Here is a 17,891-nt window from a genome sequence, read left to right on the forward strand (position 1 = left end):
CCCCCATCCCCATCCCCACCTGGACCGTGGGCGGCGTCCCCGTCCACCTCATCGACGAAGTCAACCTGCCGCCCGAGACCGGACCCTGGCTGCTGCCCGACGCCACCCCTGAGGTGGTGACCGCCCAGGACTGGCTGCACCCCCACTTCGCCGGCCAGGACGGGATTCTGCACCTCGACAGCCACAGCTTCGCGTTCGTCGTGAACGGGCTGCGCGTTCTCGTCGACACCGGCATCGGCAACGGCAAGGAGCGGGCCAACCCGGCCTGGCACAACCTGCGGACCGACTTCCTGGAGCGCCTCACCGCCGCCGGTTTCCCCCCGGACTCCGTCGACCTGGTGATCCTCACCCACCTGCATGCCGATCACGTCGGCTGGAACACACAGCAGGTGAACGGCGAATGGGTCCCCACCTTCCCCAACGCCCGCTACCTCACCTCCCGCGCCGAGCGGGAGTTCTGGGCCACGTACGACATGGAGGAGGCACGCGAACAGATGTTCCGCGACTCCGTGATCCCGGTCGAACAGGCGGGTCTGCTGAGCACGGTCGACGTCCCGCTCAAGGGGGCCGAGATCGCCCCCGGCCTGCGCTTGATCCCAACACCCGGCCACACCCCCGGCCACGTCGCGGTGGAACTGACCAGCCAGGGGGAGACGGCGCTGATCTCCGGCGACTGCGTCCACCACCCCGTCCAGCTCGCCCACCCCGCCATCGGCGCCTGCGTCGACATCGACCCGCGGCAGTCCGAGGCCACCCGCCGCAAGCTGCTCGGCTCCCTCGCCGGCACGGACACCCTCCTCCTCGGCACTCACTTCGCACCGCCCACCGCCGGCCGCGTGGCCGCCCATGGAGACGCCTACCGGCTGAAGCCCGTCCCCGCTTCCTGAAGCCGTTGCCAAGCCGCCTCGGCCGCCTCAGGTATGGCCCAGCCCTTCGGACCCCACCAGGGCCGCTCCTCTCGAATTCGCCGCCGAGGTCAAACACGTCAGGGACAAGAACGCGAAGGGCCTCTACCGGCACGGCGCACGCAAAGAGCAGCCCTCCCGCGTACGGGGGGCACCCGGCTCGAGTCGGTGGGTTTCCCGCGCTGGAGTCGTATCTGGCGGGGATCGAGTCGGACGAGGCTGACCTGCAGCCGAAAAGGGGCTAGAGGACGTGGCAGCCCGGGCCGGCGCCCGCCGCCGTGCCCGGTACCCGAGTTGTCGCGGTTCAGCCGGGCCCGTCCATCAGTGCGGTGACATAGGAGTCAAGCCGCTTCACCACGGCTCGCGTCGTGAGCCCGGTTCTCCCCGCCTCGCGCCATGACTGCGCCACCGACTTCACATCTTCCGAGCACGCCAGCCCGTCCCGCACCCGCCAGTACAGCCGCTCGTTCGCGGCCGCGGCCAGCACCCCGCCGGCCTCCTCATACGCCTCAGCGAACCGCAGACCCCACGCCGGGCCGTGCAGCAGTGCGAGATTGGTGGAGCAGTGCGCGACATCGAGGTCCGCCGGGCCCCAGGAGGTCGTCGCCCAGTCCACAACCCCGGTGACCCGGGCACCTGCCGGGCATTCCGTCGGCACGTCGAACAGCACGTTGCCGGGGTGGAAGTCCCGGTGCAGGAATCGCCCTTCGTAGGGCGGCGCGGGCTTGCGGATCACGTCGATCGCCGCGGCCCAGAGCGCCGCGTCGGCGCCTTTCGGAACCACCACCGTGTCGGCGGTCGTCAACGCCGCATACTCGCGGGGCCGTTCGGCGGGCCGCACCGCGTGGATCGCCACGAGTTGGCGGGCCAGCAAAGGAACGCGCGCCTCAACTCCCGCATCGTCGAGGAGCGTCCGGCCCGTCAGATGTGTCATGAGGAGCGAGGGATACGCGCAATGGGCGGCGGTCGGATCCACCGCGACGAGACGAGGAGCCGGCACACCGGTCTCCGCGAGCAGGGTCAGGGCGTCGGCCTCCCTGTTCAGCCAGTCCTTTGCGTGCTCCACGGAGAACGGATCGACGAAGCTCCGCAGCACCAGGTCGCGGGTGCCACCGTCCCGAACGGCGATGGTCAGCCGCCGCATTTCGGCGGTGATGCCGCCGTGCAGTGCCTCGGTTCCGACGACCCGTTCCCCGGCCTCCAGATGCCGACCGACCCAGGCCGAGGTCAACGGCGGGACGGCAGCTTCCTCGTCGTGGTTGCTCACCGTGCCACCCCATCATCCGGCCGAAGGCAGGCGCCAAAGACTTTGTCACGTCCCGCGAGCACCAGACAGCTGAACTGCGGAAACGTCAGGCGCTGCCCCGCGAGTGAAACGGCCCCTGTGGGACATGACCGATGACCGACCGGGCGGGTTCTCGGCCCATCAGTCGATACAGAACTCGTTCCCCTCGATGTCCAGCATCGGGATGCACGCATCGTTGCCGTCGTACAGCGTTCTCACGTGTACCGCTCCGAGCGGGACCAGTCGTGCGCACTCGGCCTCAAGTGCGGCAAGGCGCTCTTCACCCACGAGTCCGGTGCCGACCCGCACGTCAAGATGCAGCCGGTTCTTGGCCGCCTTCCCTTCGGGGACCCGCTGGAAGTACAGGCGCGGGCCCACCCCTGAGGGATCGCTGCAGGCGAACCACGCGTCCTGCTGCTCAGGGGGCTGGGCACGCTTGAAGTCGTCCCAGGTGGCAAACCCCTCCGGTGGCGGCGGTACGACGTATCCCAACACCTCGCACCAGAAGCGGGCGAGGCGCTCAGGTTCCGCACAGTCGAAGGTGACTTGGAACTTCTTGATCGACATCACCTGGCCACCGTAGGGGCACGTGCTCCTCGACGGAACCCCCGACTGGCATCACCTCGCTGGTCCACAACCTTGCGCGCGCACCCGTTGGCGTGGGCCGTGCTCGCGCGGCGCGCGGCCGGCGGCAGACGCCCGGGGAATTGCATTCGACGCGTGAATCCGGAGTGAGCGGAGGGCTACATCCGCACCGCTCCATGCCGAGGCGATGGCCACGGACACAGGCGGTCAGTCATGCCTGACGGTCTCCGTCCGCTGGTCGTCCGCCAGCTCGATCAAGGCGAGCACCGCGGCGTGGCGGTCCTCCTCGACGCCCAGCCGTTGGACCTCGCCCGCCTCGGCATCGATCTGGTGGAGGCCGTGCAGACGCTCCGTCCAGTCGCGCAGGATGGCGCGGGCCTCGTCCGGCGTGATGTCGATCGCGGCCGCGACCTCGGACCAGGTGGCTCCGAGCCGGACAGCCTCACGGATGTCGCCCGCGCGGCGGGCAGTGAGGTCGCGCCGGATCGACTCCGACAAGGCGAGCACGGCCAATACGTCGCCGGCACCTCCACGCTCGACCGGGTCCGGGAAGTTGGCGGGCAAGGTGCTGTTCATCAGCCGGTCCACGTGTCCGGCGTGCTTCTCCATCTGCCAGGAAAGCGGGACCCGCCGACCAGAGATCATGCGGACGTCGTCCGGGCGGCGGACATCGAGGTCGGCCCAAAGCTCGTACTCGGGTGTGCTCACTCGACCCCCTTGGGCGGCCGGGCCCCACGGCGTCGGCGTCCGTCGAACACCCTAGAAGGGAAAGGGGGACAAAGGAACCGGCGGCTGTTCAACCGGCGGGCTTCGCGGTGCCCTCATGATCGCCAGCGGCCACGGTAGGAACGCGAGCACGCCAGGTCGGCGCTCCCGCCACTCGCACCCTGATCGCGATGGCGTTCCGAATGAACAGCGACACCTTCCGCTCCGCCGCCCGCAGCGTGGCCGACCAGGAGTTCCGCCAGACCGGCGAACACGGCAACCACGCCGCCCGTACCGTCACCCAGGCACTTCAGGACGCCGGATACCGCGTGCGCAACCCGTCGACGCTGCCGGAGCCTGGTCCAGCGGGTGGTGCACGAGGCCGGCCAGGGCCAGGTTCGCGGTCTGGCCGGGCATCAGCAAGGCATGGTTTCTGTGATCATGTCACCGGCCTGTGACAGCGTTGTCCTGGAACGAACACGCCGGGATCCCTTCGGCTCGCAGCCCTCTCATAATGATCAAGTAAACGCCGAGAGGCCGACAGCGCTTCGACCTCAACTCACCGATCACCAAGGGGATTCAATGTCCGGCAACCGTCGCAAGGCCTTCCTCGTCTCCGCAGCCCTCGTGGGCGGCGCCATGCTGATGACAGCGTGCCAGGACACGGACAAGGCCACGGACAACGGCGCCGCGAAGGGCTCTTCGTCCGCCACTCCGGCGGGCGACGCGGCCACCCCGTCCAGCTCGTCGACCACGGGAAGCGGCCAGGGCGCCGACAAGGGTTCCGATGCCGCAAGCAAGGGAACCGAGGACGGGGCCGGCTCCGGCGTCGACACCGGCGACGGCGAGCGGAAGCCGGTCGAGCAGGGCTGCGGTGCCAACGACATCACCTGGAGCACCAAGTCCGAGTCCCAGGCCGGCGGATACATACTGATCACGGCTAAGGCGAAGTCGGGCATCACCTGTTACCTGCCCGCCGCGCTGCCGACCGTGGCTTTCGGATCCGACGGCACCGAGGCGGGCCCCGCGGAGCAGGCCGTCGGCGAGCAGATCAAGCTGAGCGGGAACACCACCGCCTACGCCGGGGTGAACCCGAAGACCACCAACTCAAACGGCGGCAAGGAACTGGACTTCATCATCGTCGCCGTCGGCAACGACGACCCCGACCCCGTTTCCCTGCCGGTCGACACCATCACCGTCGACAAGCCGATCGTGACCAACTGGCACACCGCCCCGGCCGACGCCGTTCCTTTCAGCTGAATTGACTCACGGCTCCGGGCCCACGCTTGAACTGCTCGACGCAGGAAGCGGCCAGTCCCGGAATCGGTTGAGGCGGCACCGTCAGTCGGACCGAGCCGACTGACGGCATCCAGCGGTGTTCAGCCTGTGCACACGTTCATGTACTGGCTCTCGTCGAAGCGCTCGTTGCGCTGCGGATGGAACCAGCTGACCTTCCGATAGGTCCGGACGCCGAAGCAGTCACCCAGATCGAAGGCGACGACGGTGCTCTTCTCCCAAGGGCTCTCGGCCACGGACGCCTCACCGGTGACGTGAATGGCCTCTCCCGTGCCGGTGGCACGCTCATCACCCCAGGACGTCCAGGTGACATCCCGGACCATCCCTGACGGACTGCCACCGTTGTAGACGGTGGTGGGCTTGGGCAGCCCGTACCCCTTCTGGTACGGGCCCCACAAGGTGCCCAGTACCGGGGCGGGCTTCGAGTCACCTGGAGCCCAGGCGAAGACCGTGACGGAGTCGCCGAGGGGAACACGCTGATTCTTGGAGTTGGTGACGACAAGCGGTGAGGCCGGCGGCCGGTAGTCGTTGAGCCCTGTGGCCCCGGCGCGCCGGGCGCTCCACCCGTCCTCGGCCGGCTGGGCCATGACTGCCTCCTGATCGGACTTGGTCCAGGCCCCGTCGTGCAGTCGGTAGACGACTGTCCGCTGCCGTCGGGACGCCTCCTCCTCCCCGTACGCGACGCAGGCCTCGGCCGGCTGACGGAAGGCGCTGGCCCACACCTCGTCCTTCGGGCCGAACCAGACTCCTGTGATCCGCAGACGACGGGACGCGTCGTCGTCGGCCAGGGCGGTGGTGGCGTGTTTGCCGGTGTCGAGGTCGACGACGGTCACACCGTCCGAGGGCACGCAGGGGTCTCCGCCCGAGACATTGCCCCCGTAGGCCAACCGTGTGCCGTCCCTGCTGACCGCCGCGTACTGGCCGGGCCGGCGGGCGCCACCGGGGATGTGACGGAGAGCGTCGTCGACGACCGTCGTCACCATCTTGTTGGCAGCCATCCGGTACAGCTTGTTGGCGTCGGCCCCACTGACGTCGTTGTCAATCGTGAAGATCAGCAGTTCGCTGTCGGCCGCTGTGCTGCCGACGAGGAACAGCTGCAGGGCCGCGGTCGTCGTGTCGATGCCCTGGAGTTCCAGGCTCTTGGGAGCCTTGCCCGTAGGCGGGTGGGACAGGATCTCAGCACCCTGCCGCACACTGACCAGGTTCGCGCCCTGAAAGGCGAGTCCGGAGCAGTCCTGGCAGTCCCAGGTGCGGTTACGGCCGGTGGAGAGGTCTCTGGTGTGCAGAGTGACGGCCGTGCCCTGGGAGGGTCTGACGAGCCAGCCCAGGCGGCGGCGGTCGGCTGACCAGATCAGATCGGTGACGGTGCTGCCGACCGGCACCGTGTCGACGGTGGTGTTCCTTTCCTTGGTCTGGACGCGGACCTCCTTGTCCGTGGCGTACGCGATGGTCGGCATCGTGGCGGCCACCGGAGCCGTCTGCGGCGAGGAGGAGTTCGTGTCGGGGCGGGTGAGCAGCAGCGCTCCCGCGACGACTGCCGCGGTGGCGACGGCTGCTGTGGCGACCTTGGCCGTCCTGGCCGCAGGGCGGCGCAGCGGACCGACGGCGGACGGTGGCCCGGGAGGGCTGCTGGGCGGGTTGGTCGGTGGTGACGACAACACGGAGATGGCCTCGGACCAGGCCTGATTGACGGCTTGGAGGACCACGGTCCGGACCGGGCGGAGGAACAGGAGAAGGACGAGGGCCGGCGCCCACTGGGCCTTCAGATCCACTCGCTCGCTGTCGCACACCAGGCAGCGCCGGCAGCCGGCGGACTTCTCGCACGTGCTGATGGCCAGGACGTCCCGTACGCGGCAGGTGGGACACACCGTGCAGCTTCCGCAGTCGGCGCATTTGCGGGCATGTTTGAGCACGTGATCCCGCACTTCGCTGCCGAACTCCTGCGGGTACCGGCCGATGATGGCGGTCAGCCGTCCGCATGACGTTCGGTCGTGCTGCACGAGGAGATACGCCTCGAAGCCGGTCGCGACGACCGCCGCCACCCGCGTGACCTTGTTCTGGACGGTCTTCTGCGACAGTTTCCGGCCGGAGAGGGTGAGTTGCTCCGTCACCTCCGCGACCGAGAACTCCTGCTCGTAGTAGAGCCGGTAGATCTCCTGCTCGTCCGCCGCGAGCGTGCGCGCCACCCGGCCGGCGATACCGCGCGCCTGAACCAGTCGCTCCTCGTCGTCACGCGCCACCCCCACCCGGGAGATGCCCGAACCGAACTCATCGCCGTGGTCATCGGCCGGGCGAGAACGTTCCCGGTTCGCCTCGCGGCGCTTGTAGTGGTTGCGTTCGCGGTTGCGGCTGAAGTTGTGCAGCCAACCGCCCAGGCGATCCGGGTTCTGCGGCCCCTCCCCCTTCATCAGCTTGTCGCAGACATCGGTGAAGGTCTGCTGCGTGACATCGGACGCCGCCTCCGCGTCCCCCATCCGGCGCGCCGTCGACGTCAGCACGTCTTGTAAATAGCGTTCCGCGATCATCTCCAGCGCCTTCTTGCGCCGTCGTGGCTGGGACGCGTCCAGCGCCCAGCCGACCAGCTCCCGGTCGCCGACGGGCTCGTTGCCCAGCTCTGCACGGTCCCCCACCGTCACTCCCCTCGTGTGAGCCGCGACAGCAGCTCACGAACTTCCTCAAAAGAATCTTCGTGAACTTCGGGAAACGCCCCGTTCCTCGGCCCCGGGCCTCCGTCCGATACCTCACGGCATCAACGGAGGACTCCATGTCCCGTCGCATCCAGCACAACCGCACCGCCTCCCCCGCCGAGGGCGAACAGCACTGCTCCCACCGCCCGCAGCGATTCGTCCACGTCACCGCACTGGCCGGCTCCGGCCTCTCCAGCGCGGCCCTCTCCTGGAGTCTGCTGAGCCACAGCCCGGTGTGGGCCGCGGTGGTGGCCGGGAGCGTCGGCGTCGTCGCGGTGACCGGCATCATCGCCCCTCACACCCCCCACCTCGTCCGTGCCTTGATCTGGCGTCTGACCCTGCGCACAGTGCTGCGGGAAGTACGGCAGTTCGCACGCGAGGACCTCCTGACGGAGAAGATCACCCCCAAGGACCTGATGAAGCTCGCCGCAAAGGTCCACCGGAGCACCTTGGAGAACCACCCCACACAGTCGCGGGACAACCACGGCAACGACAGCTGACCGCTGCGGTCGTGGGGCCCTTCAGCCCGAAGGGCCCCACGGCCGGCGAGGCCGTCTCCCGTATCCGCCCCAACGCCCACACAGGGTCGACAAGAGGACAGATACGGTACAACCGCCCCCAAGAACGAAAGGGCACATTCGCGAAAAAGCAGTCCCGGACACAGGACGTTCGCCAGGCATGCCGGTCAGGCGCGCGGGACGCGCTCGGATCCGCGCGGCAGCTGTGTGGAGGCGCGCTCCTGCGGTGGAGCCAGACGCGCCGCCGCTTCTTGGACGACTTGACTGATCGACGCCTCGTCACATGTCCGGTAGGAGAAGCCAGACTTCGGAAAAGGCGAGGCCGTGTTCGTGGGTCGTCATCCCGCATGGGCAGCCCAGCGAGATCAGAAGCCAGTCGCACATCACGGTCCACGGACCCGCTGTGCCCCCGCACGCCGGGCAGGCGACGGTCTCAGCCGTCCACACTCCGGCAGCGGGTCTGCCATAACGACGGAATCGGCCCGCGTATCGGAGCTGCCAGGGCTCGGCCGGGGGCGTGAGCGAAGCGGCGCCGGGCCCGCGGGTGGCGGCCAACGCAGCGAACAATTCGGTCAGTTCGGGGAGCAAGGCCTCGCCGGTCGCTGTCGGCGGCCCGGCCAGGCCGTCCGCCGTTCCCCCTGGCGCCCCGTACCTCGGGGCCGCCGCTGCACCCGGCGGGTTCGGGGTGGCGTACCAAGGCAGGAATGCGCGGGCGACCGCAGCCAGGAGAGCAACCGCGGGCGGGCTCACGACTCCTGCGTCGAGGTGGTGGAGGGTCGTGCGCAGGAGACGCTGCAGTCGCCGGTCCCGGTCTGTGGCCACCATTGATGCGGTCGTTGCCCGCCGGGCAGGGAGCGGGGCCGCGAGGCGGTCCAGGACGGACGCTGCGGCTTCGGAGTCCGCCGCGGAAGGGCGCCACTCCCCGGCCGCCAAGAGCCGCTTTTCATTCCCGGCCTCGCGCATCAAGGCGCGCGTCTGCAGCGACCTCAGGCCGAGGGCTGTTCTGCGGCTCTCGTGTCCGTTCATCATTTCCCCCGCTGTGCCGCCCTCTCTCTGTCCTCGTCCCGGCGACCGGCGCGATGCACCCCTCGTATCCGCCGCAGAGCACCCGCGGGCATCCCATCACACCGACGCACAGGGCCTCTTGGAGCCGCTGCTGAGGTTCGCGCCAGGTCGCCTGGCCAGAATCGCGTCAGCCGTCGAAGGGCGCAGACGCGGCCTGCGATGATCAGCGTATGTCCCGCCTGCCCGTGCGACCTCGTCCGCTGAGCGACCTGGAGCGAGCCGTGCTGGAGCACGTTCTCTCAGCCGACTTCGCCGGAGCTTCCGCGCTCCGCAGCCAGCTGGACCGGACGGAAGTGGTAGCCCCCTGGGCTCCTGGGTCCGCGAGCGTCAACCTGCGGGTACGGGAACCCGTGCACCACGCGGCCATGTCCGCCGAACTGGTGCCTGTCGACGCCCACGTCCACGACCAGTCCGGCGAGTACATCGGTGAATTACTGGTGTGGACGGACAGGGGCGCCACCCTGGCGGCTCTGGAGTACTCCTGGATCACCGACGAGATGCCCGGTTCCCTCCCCCATGTCGACCAGGTGATGGTCAGCGTGCGGTGACCGGTTCACGCGTTGAGGGGGCCCGGTAACCAGGGCCCGGGGTCCGCCGCTCGCCCTGCCTGACGGCTGACTCGAGCCAAGGAGGGCGGCTCATTCGAGGCCGTATCGCTGCTGGGCCGGGTCCTCCAGCAAGGCCCGCAGGCAGAGTTGGGCCTGCAGAGCCCTACTTCTCTCACGCACCGGCCGGCCTGTCGGCCGTGTCACGGATCCGTGGCCACTGTCACAGCCGTGCCACAGGCCCCTGCGCCACGCGCCGGGAGTACAACTTCTGTTCAGGTTCCCGGGTCTCATCTCCCGCAAAGGCACCACGCCGTGCACGACCGGTTCGGCGTGCTGCCCGACTCACCGGACTGCGGCTTCGACGCAGTGACATACAGGGGGAACCTCCATGCGCTCCACACGCTCTGCCGCCGCCCTGGCGGTCGCACTGCTCGCCGTCACCGGCTCCGCGATCGTCAGCGGGCCCGCCTTCGCGGCGGGCGACCAGCGCGCCAAGGCTGTGGCCCACGACGACTTTAACGGCGACGGCTACCCGGACCTGGTGGCCGCGACGCCCGCCGCGCGGGTGGCTGGCAAGTCGGGAGCCGGGCTCGTTTCCGTGCTCTACGGCTCGTCGAGCGGCATCGACACGGCTCGGAGAGTGGTCCTGACGCAGAGCTCAGCAGGTGTGCCCGGCACCCCGGAAGCCCACGACGCCTTCGGCTCGGCCGTCACCTCCGCGGACCTCGACGGTGACGGCTACGCCGACCTGGCAGTCGGATCGCCCGGCGAGGACATCGGCGACGTCGTCGACGCAGGCGGCGTCACCGTCCTGTGGGGCTCGGCCCGCGGGCTGACCGGTACGAGCTCGTGGCTGGAGAGCGGCACCTTGGGCCCGTCCAGCGCGAGGGAGCAGTACGGGACCGGTCTCACCACTGCCGACGTCGACGGCGACGGGCGCCCGGAGCTCGCACACCTCAACGCGGAGGGCACCCTCTACGTGCACGACTTCAGCAACTCCCGCACGCCCGCCGCCCCGGAGCAGCTCCACGACCTCCCCTCCGAGAGGGGCTTCCGGCCCAGCGGACTGACCGGCGCCGACTACGACAAGGACGGCTACGCCGAGCTCGTCATCACCGGTTCCGAGCAGCAGCTGGAGCAGCGTGAGGGCCGCTCGATCCTGCTGCGGGGCACCGCGAGCGGGCTCGACCTGGACCGCTCTTTCGGCGAGGGCTGGGTGGGCGCCTCCGGTGACATCAACAAGGACGGATACCCCGACCTGGTGCTCGGCTCCCCCTACACCCTGGAACACGGTGAATGGGATCTGTCCTCCGGCGCTGTGTTCGTGCGCTTCGGCGGCCCGGGCGGCCTGTTCGCAGGCAACACCGAGGCCCCCGACCAGGTCTTCGAGCAAGGACAGGGCGGCATTCCCGGCAGCTCCGAGGTCGGCGACGACTTCGGAGCCGACCTCAGCCTGGGTGACGTCGACGGCGACGGCTACCCCGACCTCGCGATCGGCTCTCCGGGCGAGGGCATCGGTGACCTCGGGGACGCGGGCGCGACGTGGCTCCTGCGCGGCTCGGCCCAGGGCCTGCGGTCGGCCGGCGTGCAAACCCTCAACCAGGACACCGCCGGAGTGCCGGGTGCGGCCGAAGCGGGCGACCGCTTCGGTGCACAGGTCCGGCTCATCGACTCCGACCGCGACGGTCGCGCCGAGCTCGTCACCACGGCTCCGTACGAGAACGACTCCGCGGGCTTCGCCTGGGTCTTCGACTCGACGGCGTCGGGCCTGACGACCAGCGGCTCCTGGTCGTTCGGTGCCGCCGCACTCGGCGCGTCGCCGGACAACGCCTTCTTCGGTTACGTCCTCGGCAAGTAACGCCCACCGCACCAACCGCCATCGAGTACTGCACGACACCCATCGCCTGAACCCGGGGCCCCGCCGACTCACGACTGTCGGCGGGGCCCCGGCCATGGGCCGCCGACGGCAGCGCCGTCCTGAGGCCGACGCCCGCCTGTAGTGCGTAAGCACCAGGGCACCTCAGAGGCTGGTGCGGATGCACCGGGGGAAGACGGCAGCGGGGGACGATGCCCGGCGGGACGCCCGAGGGAAGTCTGGGAGGCGCGTTGCATCTCGCGCATTCCCCTTGCCTAGCGGTGTCTGGAGTGATCTACAGGTGGCGACAATTCTTTACCGGATCGGACGGTGGGCCTTCCGGCGGCGCCGGCTCGTGGGCGGTCTGTGGCTGGGCGTCCTCGTGCTGGCGGTCGCGGCCGCCGCCCTGGCGCCGGCTGCGGAGGAAGAGGACATCTCCATGCCCGGCACCGAGTCGCAGAAGGCGTTCGACCTGTTGGACGAGCGCTTCCCCCGCGGCAACTCCCAAGGTGCCGAGGCCCGCTTGGTGTTCCAGGCCCCGGACGGGCAGCGGGTGACGGCCACCGAGAACAAGGCGGCCGTCGAGGACGCGCTCGGTTCGCTGGACGGGGACGATCAGGTCGCGTCGGCCACCGACCCCTATGCGACCGGCGCCGTCAGCGAGGACGGCACCATCGCCTACTCCACGATCACGTACGCCGTGGACGCCGTCGACCTCACCGAGCCGACGAAGAGGGCCCTGGAGGACGCCGCGGGCCAGGCCCGGGACGCGGGGCTGACCGTGGAGATCGGCGGCTCGGCCCTGGACGCGGAAGAGTCACCGGGCGGCACGACGGAGATCATCGGCGTGGCGGTGGCGGCGGTGGTACTCGTCCTCGCCCTCGGATCGCTGGTCGCGGCCGGGCTGTCCCTGCTGACCGCCTTCCTGGGTGTGGCCATCGCCTTCGGCCTGGTCTCCGCACTGGCCGTCCCGCTGGGCCTGACATCCACCGTGGCCATCCTGGCGCTGATGCTGGGTCTCGCGGTCGGCATCGACTACGCGCTCTTCATCACCTCCCGCTTCCGCGACGAGCGCGCCCAGGGCCGCGAGCCGGAGGAGGCCGCCGGCCGGGCGGTGGGCACGGCCGGATCCGCCGTCGTCTTCGCCGGCGCGACCGTCTGCATCGCCCTGGTCGGACTGGGGGTCGTCGGAATCCCCGAACTCACCAAGATGGGCATGGGCGGCGCGGGCGCCGTGGCTCTTGCCGTACTCGTCTCGCTGACCCTGGCTCCCGCACTGTTCGGCTTCTTCGGCCGACGCGTCCTGTCCCGCGCCGTCCGCAGGACCACCCCGCCGGGAAGCGGGCGCCCGCACCCGGTGCCCGTAACGGCCGGCCGTCCCGGGCTCGGCATCCGCTGGGCACGCTTCGTGCTGCGCCGGCCGGTGGCCGTACTGCTCGTCGCCGGACTCGGCCTCGGCGCCGTCGCCCTACCGGCACTGTCCCTCGAACTCGGCCTGCCCGGAGACGAGTCCAAGTCCGTGGAGACCACCCAGCGCCGAGCCTACGACCTGCTGTCGGAAGGCTTCGGCCCCGGCTTCAACGGCCCGTTGACCGTGGTCGTGGACCTGTCGGAGTCCACGGACGCGCGCGCCACCACGGACCTGGTCGTCAGGACCGTACGGGGAGTGGACGGGGTCGAGTCGGTCGGTGCACCGGTCCTCAGCCGGACCAAGGACACCGCCGTCCTCACAGCGGTCCCGCAGACCGCGCCGAACAGCGGTGAGACCAAGGACCTGGTGCACACGATCCGGGGCGCGGTCTCGGACACCGAGGCCGCCACGGGCGCCGGCATCCTCGTGACCGGCACCACCGCGTTGAACATCGACATCTCCGAAGCCATGTCCGACGCCCTCATCCCCTACCTGACCGTGGTCATCGGCCTGGCGGTGCTGCTGCTGATGGTGGTCTTCCGCTCGGTCCTGGTCCCCGTCAAGGCCGCGCTGGGCTTCCTGTTGTCGGTGGGCGCCGCCTTCGGCGTCCTCGTCGCCGTCTTCCAGTGGGGCTGGGCCGCAGACCTGATCGGCATCGAACAGACCGGGCCGGTCATGTCGCTGATGCCGATCCTCATCATCGGCATAGTTTTCGGCCTCGCCATGGACTACGAGGTCTTCCTCCTCACCCGCATGCGGGAGGCCTACGTCCATGGCGCGTCCCCCGACGAGGCGATCGTCAACGGGTTCCGGCACAGCGGACGTGTGGTGGCCGCGGCGGCGATCATCATGATCAGTGTGTTCGCCGGATTCATCGGAATGAACAGCCCGACCATTCAGACGATGGGTGTCGGCCTGGCCTCCGCGGTCGCCTTCGACGCCTTCGTGGTCCGGATGGCGATCGCCCCCGCGGTCCTGGCACTGCTCGGCCACCGGGCCTGGTGGCTGCCCCGTATCCTGAACCGCGTGCTGCCGAACGTGGATATCGAGGGTGAGGCACTGAGCAGGCATGCACCGGCCTCCTTGACCGAGCAGGACGCAGCGATGCGACGGTTCCCCGTCGGGCGGAGCTGACCCGGCCATGACGAACACGGGTGGCGGCGGCCCGCGACCACGCGGCAGGTGGCGGCGCGAGGCAGCGATCACGGCGACGGCGTTCGCGCTCTGTCTGTTCGGCGGCGTGGTACAGGAGGACGGCAGCACGCTGTCACCGCCGTCCGCCCTCGCCTACGTCATCGCCGTGGTGTCCTGTGCCGTGCTTCCGGTGCGGCACCGGGCGCCCCTGGCCGCCATCGCGATCACGACCGCGAGTGGCATGCTGGCGCCGTTTCTGGGCCTTCTGCTGAGCCCGCTCATCGTGGCCCCCGCCATGGTCACCGCCTACTCCTACGCGCTCACCGCGCGCTCCGAACGGCGCGTGGCGAGCGCGGTGGCGCTCATATCCGTGGCGCTGCTGGTCGCCTCGACCCCCTTGTTCGGGGCCCTGTCGTGGAAGGACGCGAGCAGGGTGGGAGCGGTGGCGGCGTTCCCACTGGTGGCCGGCGTACTCGGGCACTCGGCGCAGAACAGGCGCGCCTACCTGGCGGCCGTGGAGGAGCGGGCCCGGCGGGCCGAGGAAAGCCGGGACAGCGAAGCACGCCGGATGGTGGCCGAGGAACGGGTACGTATCGCCCGGGAACTTCACGATCTGGTGGCCCATCAGATCACCCTGGCCAACGCACAGGCCACGGTCGCCGCCCATCTCTTCGACTCCCGCCCCGAGCAGACCCGCAAGAGCCTCCAGGAACTCGTCGAGACCACCGGCGACGCACTCGACGACCTACGGGCCACGGTCGGTCTGCTGCGCCAGGCCGGAGACGCGGCCGCGCCCGCCGAACCGGCGCCCGGGCTGGACCGGCTCCCCACACTCTTCGAGTCCTTCCGCCGCGCGGGGCTGGAGGTGGCGGTGCACCAGGAGGGCACCGCCAGGCCGCTGCCGCCGGGAGTGGACCTCACCGCCTATCGCATCGTCCAGGAGGCTTTGACCAACGTGACCAAGCATGCCGGTACCGGCAGCGCCCGGGTGCGTCTCGCCTGGAACGGCGACCAGGTGACCCTCACCGTCGCCGACGACGGAAGGGACGTCCGTACGTCGCCCGCCGCGTCCACGCAAGCGCACGGGTCCACAGCAGCAGACCGCCCGCCCGGCTACGGCCTGATCGGGATGCGTGAACGTGCCACCGCGGTCGGAGGGCACCTCTCCGCGGGCAGGAGCCCGGAGGGCGGCTTCCTCGTCTCCGCCCGCCTGCCCCTCCCACCCGTCAAGGACATGACGCCGACGGCCGGCGGGACGACAGCCACCGAGGGACGAACGGCCGACACAGCGGCAGGCGACGCACGGACGGACGGCGGAGCGCCCGGGGAGGCGCCGTGACGCTCCGGGTACTGCTCGCCGACGATCAGGCCCTCCTGCGGGGCGCCTTCCGGCTGCTCCTCGACAGTGCCGACGACATCACCGTCGTCGGCGAGGCCGCCGACGGCAGAGAGGCGGTGAGGCTCACCCGGGAACTGCGCCCGGACGTGGTCGTCATGGACATCCGCATGCCCGAGATGGACGGTCTCACCGCCACGTCCGAGATCTGCGCGGACCCGAAACTGCGTGCCAGCCGCATCCTGATCCTCACCACGTACGAGACCGACGAGTACGTCGCCCAGGCGCTGCGGGCGGGAGCCGGCGGCTTCATCGGCAAGGGCATCGGGGCCGAGGCCCTGCTGGACGCCGTGCGCACCATCGCCGACGGCGACACTCTCCTGTCCCCCGCCGCGACCCGCTCCCTGGTCGCCCGCTTCCTGGCCACACCGGACACCGCCACGCCGCACCGGCACCGCCCCGAACAACTCGCCGCGCTCACCCCGCGCGAACGCGAAATGGTCGCTCTGGTCGCGACCGGACTGTCCAACCAGGACATAGCCGAGCAGATGTTCCTCAGCCCTTTCACCGTACGAGCCCACGTGCAGCGCGCCATGACGAAACTGGAGGCCCGCGACCGGGCGCAACTCGTCGTCATCGCCTATCGGACAGGCCTGGCCCGCGCCGCCCCTGACGGGGGCACCGACGATCTGTCCTAGAAGGGAAGGCGGCAGTGGTCGTGCTCGTCCCTGGGCGAGTGGCAGCTTGGCGCCGCGCGCCACCACGGCGGCATCTCGGCAGGAAAGACCTTCGCGACGGTGGAGCTGTCCGGTTCTCTTGGCGGACGAACCGGGGGTGGCTCCAAGGCAGTGCGCCGCGTCGTGACAGGATCTCCTCATGTCTACCAACGTCTTCTTCGACATCAACATCGACGGCGCCTCCGCCGGCCGGATCGTCTTCAAGCTGTACGACGAGGTCGTCCCCAGGACGGCGCAGAACTTCCGTGAGCTGGCCACCGGTCAGCACGGCTTCGGATACGAGGGCTCGGGTTTCCACCGTGTCATCCCGGACTTCATGCTCCAGGGTGGCGACTTCACCCGCGGGGACGGCACCGGCGGCAAGAGCATCTACGGCACGAAGTTCGAGGACGAGAACTTCAAGCTCAAGCACGACAAGCCGTTCCTGCTGTCCATGGCCAACTCCGGCCCGGACAGCAACGGCTCGCAGTTCTTCATCACCACGGTTGTCACGTCGTGGCTGGACGGCAAGCACGTGGTCTTCGGTGAAGTCGTCGAGGGCCAGGACCTGGTGACGAAGATCGAGTCCCTGGGTTCGCGTTCCGGCGCCACCCGCGCGAAGATCGAGATCGCTTCCTCGGGCGTCGTGGAGAAGTAGGGCCCACGCCCCGGGCCGCTGCGGGGTCAGCTCCACGCCGAGTGATCCCTGCCTCGTCCCCCCGCTCGTCCCGGGGCCTCCCACGATCCGACGCACGCCACATCCGGCACATCGGCGCCTTGGCACGCCGAAGCCCGTCGACGAGAGCACGGATTGTCCGTGGCGAACGACAGGGACCTCCTCCGTCGCCCTGCCGCCTTCTGCCGCCTTGAACGTCTCATCGAGGACTCAGGGATCGACGGCGTTCCGAGCACGGGCCGCGAGCCATACGGCGATCCGCGCCTTGAACTCGCGGTTGACGTAGGGGCTGTCGTGAACCGTGATCCACTCCAGGTGCCGCAGGATGTTCCCCGAGCGGCCCGGGTGGGCTACCGCAAGCACATCGACGCCGGTCTCGCCCGTCGATCCGTGGACGTACACGCTGCTGTCGAGCGCCATCATCGCGAAGCCCGGACGGCCCGCGCCCACGCCGAGAAACGCTGACCCCGCGCCCCGCCCCATGATGTCCCAGCGCTCCAGCAGCCGGACCCGTGTCCAGACCGACGGCCCGGTATCACTGTCGCTGTGCAGATGCCGCAGGGCAGCCCGGTGCGTCCGAGTCCCCTGAGGCAACTGCACGAGGAACTCGCGTCGACGGTCGAGAAGGCCGGAAGAGACGGCCAGGTCGTACCAGTCCTCGTTGAGCCTCTCGACGAGCCGTGGGGTGTCGTATCGGTGGGAGAAGCCGCCGGTCACGTCCTCGGCCCCGTATCCGTGGACGAAGGGCATCGTGCCGTCCGGCACGGCGTCCGGGATCACCTCGAGGCCGGCCCGCCGCAGCGGTCGGTACACCTTGCGGTCACGCTCTCGGATGCCCATCGATGACTGTTCTAGCAGGCGCCAAGGCACACTCCCCGGCCGGCCACCCGAGCCTGCGGGACTCCGGCGTCCGGGCCACCGCACCATCGGCTGCGTACGAACATGCGCGCGGCGCCGCGTTTGAAATCAGCGGCACGGTAAACCCGGAGGCCTTGACACAGTCTTTATACAACCAGCTAGGAGCGCAGTCATGGGCATCATCGCCTGGATACTCATCGGTCTTCTCGCGGGCCTCATCGCCAAGGCGCTCATGCCGGGCAAGGACCCGGGCGGCATCATCATCACGATGCTCATCGGGATCGCCGGAGGCCTCCTGGGCGGCTGGCTCG

General features: G+C 69.7%; 15 protein-coding genes. 10 read left to right on the forward strand and 5 right to left on the reverse strand.

All coding sequences use genetic code 11. The annotated features are described in order from the left end of the window. Positions 1-5 precede the first annotated feature (5 nt). Complete coding sequence (locus tag KUF83_RS05065; protein WP_217453342.1) at positions 6-887, forward strand: MBL fold metallo-hydrolase; 882 nt, start codon at positions 6-8, stop codon at positions 885-887. Between the two features lie 322 nt (positions 888-1,209). Here the strand turns inward: KUF83_RS05065 and KUF83_RS05070 are convergent, their stop codons facing one another. The 3 genes from KUF83_RS05070 to KUF83_RS05080 form a co-directional block, all read right to left on the reverse strand. Then, entirely contained in the window at positions 1,210-2,172 is a 963-nt protein-coding gene (locus KUF83_RS05070; RefSeq protein ID WP_217453329.1) for a phosphotransferase family protein, read from the reverse strand. Positions 2,173-2,331: 159 nt separating this feature from the next. Continuing rightward, positions 2,332-2,760, reverse strand: a complete 429-nt coding sequence (locus tag KUF83_RS05075; protein ID WP_217453330.1) for a VOC family protein — start codon at positions 2,758-2,760, stop codon at positions 2,332-2,334. 222 nt (positions 2,761-2,982) lie between these two features. After that, the gene (locus KUF83_RS05080) at positions 2,983-3,483 is read right to left on the reverse strand and encodes a hypothetical protein (RefSeq protein WP_217453331.1); all 501 of its coding nucleotides are present in this window, start codon (positions 3,481-3,483) and stop codon (positions 2,983-2,985) included. A 579-nt stretch (positions 3,484-4,062) separates the two neighbouring features. Between KUF83_RS05080 and KUF83_RS05085 the strand changes: the two genes are divergently transcribed. Then, positions 4,063-4,740: a DUF4232 domain-containing protein gene (locus tag KUF83_RS05085; RefSeq protein WP_217453332.1), complete on the forward strand. Its 678-nt coding sequence runs from the start codon at positions 4,063-4,065 to the stop codon at positions 4,738-4,740. Positions 4,741-4,859: 119 nt separating this feature from the next. Here KUF83_RS05085 and KUF83_RS05090 read toward each other — a convergent pair whose 3' ends face one another. Next, positions 4,860-7,406 (reverse strand): sigma-70 family RNA polymerase sigma factor, encoded by a 2,547-nt coding sequence (locus KUF83_RS05090; protein WP_217453333.1) that lies wholly within the window; start codon positions 7,404-7,406, stop codon positions 4,860-4,862. A gap of 134 nt (positions 7,407-7,540) precedes the next feature. Between KUF83_RS05090 and KUF83_RS05095 the strand changes: the two genes are divergently transcribed. From KUF83_RS05095 to KUF83_RS05125, 7 genes are all read left to right on the forward strand, one after another. Continuing rightward, entirely contained in the window at positions 7,541-7,963 is a 423-nt protein-coding gene (locus tag KUF83_RS05095) for a hypothetical protein (RefSeq protein ID WP_217453334.1), read from the forward strand. 1,253 nt (positions 7,964-9,216) lie between these two features. Beyond that, positions 9,217-9,594, forward strand: a complete 378-nt coding sequence (locus tag KUF83_RS05100) for a hypothetical protein (RefSeq protein ID WP_217453335.1) — start codon at positions 9,217-9,219, stop codon at positions 9,592-9,594. 388 nt (positions 9,595-9,982) lie between these two features. Continuing rightward, entirely contained in the window at positions 9,983-11,452 is a 1,470-nt protein-coding gene (locus KUF83_RS05105) for an FG-GAP-like repeat-containing protein (RefSeq protein WP_217453336.1), read from the forward strand. A gap of 298 nt (positions 11,453-11,750) precedes the next feature. Further along, positions 11,751-13,994 (forward strand): MMPL family transporter, encoded by a 2,244-nt coding sequence (locus tag KUF83_RS05110; protein ID WP_217453337.1) that lies wholly within the window; start codon positions 11,751-11,753, stop codon positions 13,992-13,994. 7 nt (positions 13,995-14,001) lie between these two features. Further along, positions 14,002-15,333: a sensor histidine kinase gene (locus KUF83_RS05115; RefSeq protein WP_217453338.1), complete on the forward strand. Its 1,332-nt coding sequence runs from the start codon at positions 14,002-14,004 to the stop codon at positions 15,331-15,333. Then, on the forward strand, positions 15,330-16,028 hold the full coding sequence (locus tag KUF83_RS05120) for a response regulator transcription factor (RefSeq protein WP_217453339.1): 699 nt from the start codon (positions 15,330-15,332) through the stop codon (positions 16,026-16,028). The genes KUF83_RS05115 and KUF83_RS05120 overlap by 4 nt, the downstream gene beginning before the upstream one ends. Positions 16,029-16,206: 178 nt before the next feature. Continuing rightward, the gene (locus tag KUF83_RS05125; protein WP_217453340.1) at positions 16,207-16,704 is read left to right on the forward strand and encodes a peptidylprolyl isomerase; all 498 of its coding nucleotides are present in this window, start codon (positions 16,207-16,209) and stop codon (positions 16,702-16,704) included. Between the two features lie 228 nt (positions 16,705-16,932). Here KUF83_RS05125 and KUF83_RS05130 read toward each other — a convergent pair whose 3' ends face one another. Next, positions 16,933-17,562, reverse strand: a complete 630-nt coding sequence (locus KUF83_RS05130; protein WP_217453341.1) for a hypothetical protein — start codon at positions 17,560-17,562, stop codon at positions 16,933-16,935. A 190-nt stretch (positions 17,563-17,752) separates the two neighbouring features. Here KUF83_RS05130 and KUF83_RS05135 point away from each other — a divergent pair. Next, positions 17,753-17,891 (forward strand): GlsB/YeaQ/YmgE family stress response membrane protein (locus KUF83_RS05135; RefSeq protein ID WP_374105978.1); only part of this gene is annotated, 139 nt, incomplete at its 3' end.

It is taken from the genome of Streptomyces sp. BV286 (genome assembly GCF_019090165.1).
Taxonomy (GTDB): domain Bacteria; phylum Actinomycetota; class Actinomycetes; order Streptomycetales; family Streptomycetaceae; genus Streptomyces.

Excerpts from the sequence above, each read along its gene's own strand:
- KUF83_RS05085 (WP_217453332.1), top strand. The coding sequence starts at position 4,063 with ATGTCCGGCAACCGTCGCAAGGCCTTCCTCGTCTCCGCAGCCCTCGTG.
- KUF83_RS05105 (WP_217453336.1), top strand. The coding sequence starts at position 9,983 with ATGCGCTCCACACGCTCTGCCGCCGCCCTGGCGGTCGCACTGCTCGCC.
- KUF83_RS05115 (WP_217453338.1), top strand. The coding sequence starts at position 14,002 with ATGACGAACACGGGTGGCGGCGGCCCGCGACCACGCGGCAGGTGGCGG.
- KUF83_RS05130 (WP_217453341.1), bottom strand. The coding sequence starts at position 17,562 with ATGGGCATCCGAGAGCGTGACCGCAAGGTGTACCGACCGCTGCGGCGG.
- KUF83_RS05125 (WP_217453340.1), top strand. The coding sequence starts at position 16,207 with ATGTCTACCAACGTCTTCTTCGACATCAACATCGACGGCGCCTCCGCC.
- KUF83_RS05100 (WP_217453335.1), top strand. The coding sequence starts at position 9,217 with ATGTCCCGCCTGCCCGTGCGACCTCGTCCGCTGAGCGACCTGGAGCGA.
- KUF83_RS05095 (WP_217453334.1), top strand. The coding sequence starts at position 7,541 with ATGTCCCGTCGCATCCAGCACAACCGCACCGCCTCCCCCGCCGAGGGC.